Origin of the sequence: Gordonia sp. (in: high G+C Gram-positive bacteria) (assembly GCF_049299075.1) — a bacterium.
Lineage (GTDB): Bacteria > Actinomycetota > Actinomycetes > Mycobacteriales > Mycobacteriaceae > Gordonia.
On the sequence record NZ_JBAQWU010000430.1, the window covers coordinates 1 to 5,537 of the forward strand.

Below are 5,537 nucleotides of genomic sequence, written 5' to 3' on the forward strand. Positions count from 1 at the left end.
CCGGCGACGCGTCCGCCGCGCTGGAGGCACTGGTGACCCATCGGGTGCTGTGCGCCCATCGCGCTGGGCGCCACGGGGTGTCCGGGTGGTCGCGGCGGGTCACCGACTGGATCGCCGAAGCCGGGGGCGAGGTGCCGCACACCGGCTGGTATCCGGGCGAGCCGGTGCTGGTGAACGCGAACGACCGTACGCATGACATCTTCAACGGCGACTCGGGTGTGGTGATCGCAGATCCGACCGGCACTAGCGGCGACGGTCTATCGGTGGTCTTCGCCCGCGGATCGGACGTCAAGTCGTTGCATCCGAGTCAACTCTCCGATGCCTCACCGGTGTACGCGATGACGATCCATCGCAGTCAGGGCAGCCAATTCGGGACGGTGACCGTCATCCTTCCGGAGACCGACGCACAACTGCTGACCAAGGAGTTGCTCTACACGGCGGTCACCCGGGCTCGGCACGCCGTCCGGATCGTCGGGAGCCAGGAAGCCCTACGTGCCGCGGTCGGCCGCTCTGTTCAGCGGGCCTCGGGGCTCGGCTCGTCGATCCGCGAACTCTAGCGACATCAGGTGCTGATGAAGTACCAGTTCTGCGTCAGGTCACGACCACCCGGTACCAGGTCCCGGCGGCGGTAGCTTTCCCAGCCGAGGAACAGGCGCTGGGGTTCGCTGGGGAGCTTCATGAACGCCTGCATACCCTTGCTGCGGGCGAGTTCGGTCTCGTGTGCGTTGATAGCCCGGACCTTCGCTCCGATGCGGTTGCGCAGATCGATTGTCACGTTCACCTTGTCCGGTGCGGTGCCGGTGATCTTCACATTCGGCTCGGCGGCGAGGAACGGCCGCAGCGTGGCGACGGTGCTCTGCGGCAGGGTCGCGAAGTACAGCGTGGCGGTCTGCCACGGCGGGCCCAGATCGGGTCGGTAGTTGGCGATGGCGGCGATATCGGCGGCGGCCGCGGCGATCCGGTGCGCGTGAATGTGGTCCGGGTGGCCGTAGATGCCGTAGGCGTTGTAGGTGACGATCACCTCGGGCTGCAGCCGCCGAATGTGCTCGACGACGCGCGCCACCTGGTCGTCGAACGGTACGTCGATGAAGCGCGGCGCGCCCGGTGCGGATTCGGGCACAAAGCTGTCGGCGTAGCCGAGCATGATCGGCGGCTCGGTCATGCCGAGAGCGGCGGTGGCGTCGAGCAATTCGCGATGCCGATACGTGCCTTCGGCCCAGGTACAGGTGATCAGCGCGGTGCGCCCGCCGCGTGCGGCGAGGTCGGCGATGGTGCCCCCGGTCCACAGCGACTCATCGTCGGGGTGGGCGTGGATGAACAGCGCGCTCGGTGCGGACACAACACAAGATAATACGGCTCGCGCGGCGACGGTAAGCTGTGCTCGCGCGAGATAGATGCGCCCCACACCCGCAAGTACTGAAATCAACCGGAGGATGTCCCGTCATGAGCTCACAGGTGCACGAGTTCCAGGCCGAGGCACGGCAACTGCTAGATCTCGTCGTGCATTCGATCTATTCGAACAAGGACAGCTTTCTGCGAGAGCTGATCTCGAACGCGTCCGACGCGCTCGACAAGCTCCGACTCGAATCGCTCACCAATTCCGACCTCGACGTCGACACCACCGACCTGCACATCTGGCTGAATCCGGACGAGTCCGCACGGACCCTCACCGTCGCCGACAACGGCCTCGGGATGAGCCGTGACGAGGTGATCGACCTGATCGGCACCGTCGCCAAGTCAGGCACCGCCAAGCTCCGGCAGGCGCTCTCGGAGTCCGGCGACGCCGCCGCCTCCGAGGAGCTCATCGGCCAGTTCGGCATCGGCTTCTACTCGGTGTTCATGGTCGCCGACCGCGTCACCATGGTGACCCGCCAGGCCGGCGAGACCATCGGCACCCGGTGGGAGTCCACCGGCGACGGCACCTACACCATCGACGACGTCGACGACGCGCCGCAGGGCACGTCGATCACCCTGGCGCTCAAGGCCGTCGACGCCGACAACGCACTACACGATTACGCCGATCCGCAGGTGCTCCGTTCGCTGGTGAAGAAGTACTCCGATTTCATCGCCTGGCCCATCCGCATGGCCGAGACCGTTGCGGTTTCGACAAGCTCAACCAGCGGAGAGGACTCAACCAGCGGAGAGGACTCGACCAGCGGAGAGGGTGTCGACGACGACTCGGGGGAGACCGAGCCGGCGACGGAAACCAAGAACGTCACGATTAACTCGCAGAAGGCGCTGTGGGCGAAATCGCCCAGCGAAGTCTCCGAGGACGAGTACGCCGAGTTCTATCGGCACGTGAGTCATGCGTGGGACACCCCGCTGGAAACCATCTCGCTGCACGCCGAAGGCACCTTCGAGTATCAGGCGCTGCTGTTCCTGCCGTCGCAGCCGCCGATGATGCAGCTCCGTCCCGAGCACCCGTGCAACCTGCACCTCTATGTGCGACGCGTCTTCATCTCCGACGACGTGCCCGAGTTGCTGCCCGCCTACCTGCGTTTCGTCCAGGGTGTGGTCGACGCAAACGACCTGTCGCTCAACGTATCTCGCGAAATTCTGCAGCAGGACCGGCAAATCCGCGCGATCCATCGGCGCCTGGTGAAGAAGGTCATCAGCACTGTCCGGGAGCTGCAAGATCGCGAGCCGGAGAAGTACACCACCTTCTGGAACAACTTCGGTTCGGTATTCAAGGAGGGGCTGGCCAGCGACCAGGACAACTTCCAGGCCATCCTGAAGGCCTGCGTCTTCAACTCCACCCATTCGGCGGAAGCGCCGACGACGCTCGCCGCGTACGTGGAGCGCTGCCCGGCCGACCAAGACGTCATCTACTACGCGACCGGCGAATCGCGGCGGCAGATTGAGCGCTCGCCGCACCTGGAGGGCTTCGGTGCCAAGGGCATCGAGGTGCTGCTGCTGTCGGATCCGGTCGACGAGTTCTGGACCTCGCAGATGCCGGAGTTCGAGGGTCGCACCTTCGTCTCGGTCGCCAAAGGCGAGGTGGCGCTGGACGATGAGGACGAGGCCGGCGACGATGAGCGCAAGGCCGAGTTCACTGATCTGCTGACCTGGCTGACCGGTGTGCTCGACGACGATGTGAGTCAGACGCGCCTCACCAAGCGCCTTACCGACTCGGCAGCCTGCCTGGTCGGCGAGGAGTTCTCGATGACGCCGCAGATGGAGAAGCTGTACCGAGCCTCGGGCCAGGAACTGCCGCATTTCAAACGCATTCTGGAACTCAATCCCGAGCACCCACTGGTCACCGGACTGGTCAAGGCGTACACCGACGGTGGCGACGATCATGCCGCCCTGGAACCGACCGCCAAGCTGATCCACGCGATGGCAGTGCTTGCCGAGGGCGGTGAATTGGCCGATCCGGCCGAGTTCGCGAAGCTGCTCAGCGACACTCTCGTCGCCGGACTGGGCTGACCGCGGTGGGCCTGCTGACCCCGATCGCCGTCCGTGTTGGCGCATTGGAGTGGTTGCCGCCGTATCTGCCCTGGATCGTGAAGGTCGACCAGGCGCTCCAGAAGGTGACCGGTGGGCGAGTGGACCTGCTCGACGTCGCCGGGCTGCCGAGCGTCACGATGGTGATCGCCGGACGCAAATCCGGGATCGTGCGCACCACCACGGTGCTGGCCGCCCCGGTCGGCGACGATTGGTTGGTGGCTGGCAGCCACTTCGGTGGACCCACCACCCCGGCCTGGGTGTACAACTTGCGTGCGGCCGGGGATCTGTCGATCGACGGGCCCGGTGGGCTCGTCCCGGCGCGGGGATACGAACTCCGCGGCGATGAGCGGGCGGTTGCCTGGCAGCACTTGGTTGCGGTGTGGCCGAACTTCGAGAACTACGAGCGGCGCACCAGCCGGGAGATCGCACTGTTTCGGCTCACTCCCGGCTGAGGCAGTACCCAGCGGCCCGCTGCGGCGGGCTTACGCGCCGGTAAACTTCGGCGGACGCTTCTCGAAGACGGCGGTGAGGGCCTCGGTGAGATCGTTGCTGGGCAGGAACGCGGAGTTCCAGGCGGCGACGTAGCGGAGGCTGTCGTCGACGTGCGCGGCCCGGCTGTGGTCCAGGATTGCCATGGTGCCCTGAACGACGAGCGGGGGCAGAGCGGCGATCTCGGCGGCCTGGGCGCGGGCTGCGGCCAGGAGCGCGTCGAGGTCGTCGTAGACGTCGTTGACCAGTCCGATCTTGTCAGCCCGGGCGGCGTCGATATCTTTGCCGGTCAGCGCAAGTTCGCGAGTGTGGCCGTCGCCGATGATCAGCGGAAGGCGGGCGAGCGAGCCCATATCGGCGACGATCGCGACCCGCACTTCGCGGACGCTGAACTTGGCGTCGGCGCTGGCCAACCGGATGTCGGCGGCCGTGATCAAGTCCACGCCGCCGCCGATGCACCAGCCAGCCACTGCGGCGATCACCGGTTTGCGGCAGTCGGCCACCGCGTTGATCCCGGACTGCATGCGCTTGATCAGATTGTGGAAATCGGTGCGGGGACCAGCCTTGGCCTCGTCGGCCAGAATCGCGCCGAAGTCGTCGCCCATGGCCGGCAGGTCGAGTCCGTACGAGAAGTTCTTTCCGGCGCCGGTCAGCACCACCGCCCGCACGTCCGGGTCGGCGTCGAGCCCGGTGAAAATCGGCACCAACTCCGACCAGAAGTCCGGACCCATCGCGTTGCCGCGACCAGGTCCGATCAACGTCACCTCCGCGATGTGATCGGCGATGGTGACCTCGAAGGCCTTGTACTCGGTGCTGCGGTAGCTCATGGCTCTGACCTTAGTCGCCGGGTCCGGCCCCGGCGCAGTCAGTCCCGAGTGAGCAGCGGCGTCAGCCGTTCGGTCTGTTCCGGCGTCCAGCCCGGAGGGTGCAGAATTTCGGCCCAGGCAGCGGGAATCGCCGCCAGGAAGTTGTGGCCGTGACCGTCGGGCGCGTTCACCGCGACGGCCATGTCGGCGGCGACCTGCAGGAAGGTGACGAACGGTATCCGGCGCGTCTGGGGGAGGACGTCGCGCCCCCGCGGCTCGTCGAGCCAGTCCGGTTTGTCCAACAGCAGATTCGGCGACCACCAGGAGATCGGGTCGGACGGGTGCTGCAGATAGACGATGCGGTTGCCGTCGGTACGTGCAGCCATTGTCGGAATGGATCCGACCGGCGCCTCGGCACCGTACGACGCGAGGCTCTCACCGAAGACCATGGATGCCATCGCAGTGTTGCCGTTCTACATGTTTTCCAGCGACTCGGGCATGGAACGGTTGATCCAGCCGGTCCCCGTGGACATGCAGATGCCGACGATGTCGCGCTGAAATCCGCCGGTCCGCGAGATATGGCCGACATTTCGCGTACACCAGCGGAGAACACGGCTGGGGAATGATCGGCTGGGTACTGATCGGAACTGGGCACGGCTACGGGTGTGCCACGATGACGATCATGTCCCGAGATCCGTTGCGACTCAATGACGTCGCCCTCCATGTGGCCTCGGCCGATCCGGTAGCGACCGTCGCCGTATACACGGCGCTGCTGGGTGATCGGATCGACGGCAC

The 5,537-nt window shown here is 66.0% G+C and carries 5 protein-coding genes and 1 pseudogene; 3 read left to right on the plus strand and 3 right to left on the minus strand.

Translation table 11 applies throughout. The annotated features are described in order from the left end of the window. The coding region (locus WAW85_RS13805; RefSeq protein WP_422560175.1) for an ATP-binding domain-containing protein at window positions 1–557 on the plus strand (557 nt) is incomplete at its 5' end. Between the two features lie 5 nt (window positions 558–562). Here the strand turns inward: WAW85_RS13805 and WAW85_RS13810 are convergent. Continuing rightward, complete coding sequence (locus WAW85_RS13810; protein WP_422560176.1) at window positions 563–1,339, minus strand: PIG-L family deacetylase; 777 nt, start codon at window positions 1,337–1,339, stop codon at window positions 563–565. A gap of 104 nt (window positions 1,340–1,443) precedes the next feature. Here WAW85_RS13810 and htpG point away from each other — a divergent pair, with 104 nt between their 5' ends. Continuing rightward, window positions 1,444–3,426, plus strand: coding sequence for a molecular chaperone HtpG (gene htpG, locus WAW85_RS13815; protein ID WP_422560177.1), 1,983 nt, complete (start codon window positions 1,444–1,446; stop codon window positions 3,424–3,426). Window positions 3,427–3,431: 5 nt separating this feature from the next. Beyond that, the gene (locus WAW85_RS13820) at window positions 3,432–3,899 is read left to right on the plus strand and encodes a nitroreductase family deazaflavin-dependent oxidoreductase (protein WP_422560178.1); all 468 of its coding nucleotides are present in this window, start codon (window positions 3,432–3,434) and stop codon (window positions 3,897–3,899) included. Window positions 3,900–3,929: 30 nt separating this feature from the next. Here WAW85_RS13820 and WAW85_RS13825 read toward each other — a convergent pair whose 3' ends face one another. After that, window positions 3,930–4,763: a crotonase/enoyl-CoA hydratase family protein gene (locus WAW85_RS13825; RefSeq protein WP_422560179.1), complete on the minus strand. Its 834-nt coding sequence runs from the start codon at window positions 4,761–4,763 to the stop codon at window positions 3,930–3,932. Window positions 4,764–4,801: 38 nt separating this feature from the next. After that, a pseudogene (locus WAW85_RS13830) lies at window positions 4,802–5,314 on the minus strand (alpha/beta-hydrolase family protein); the annotation flags it as partial. Window positions 5,315–5,537: the final 223 nt, after the last annotated feature.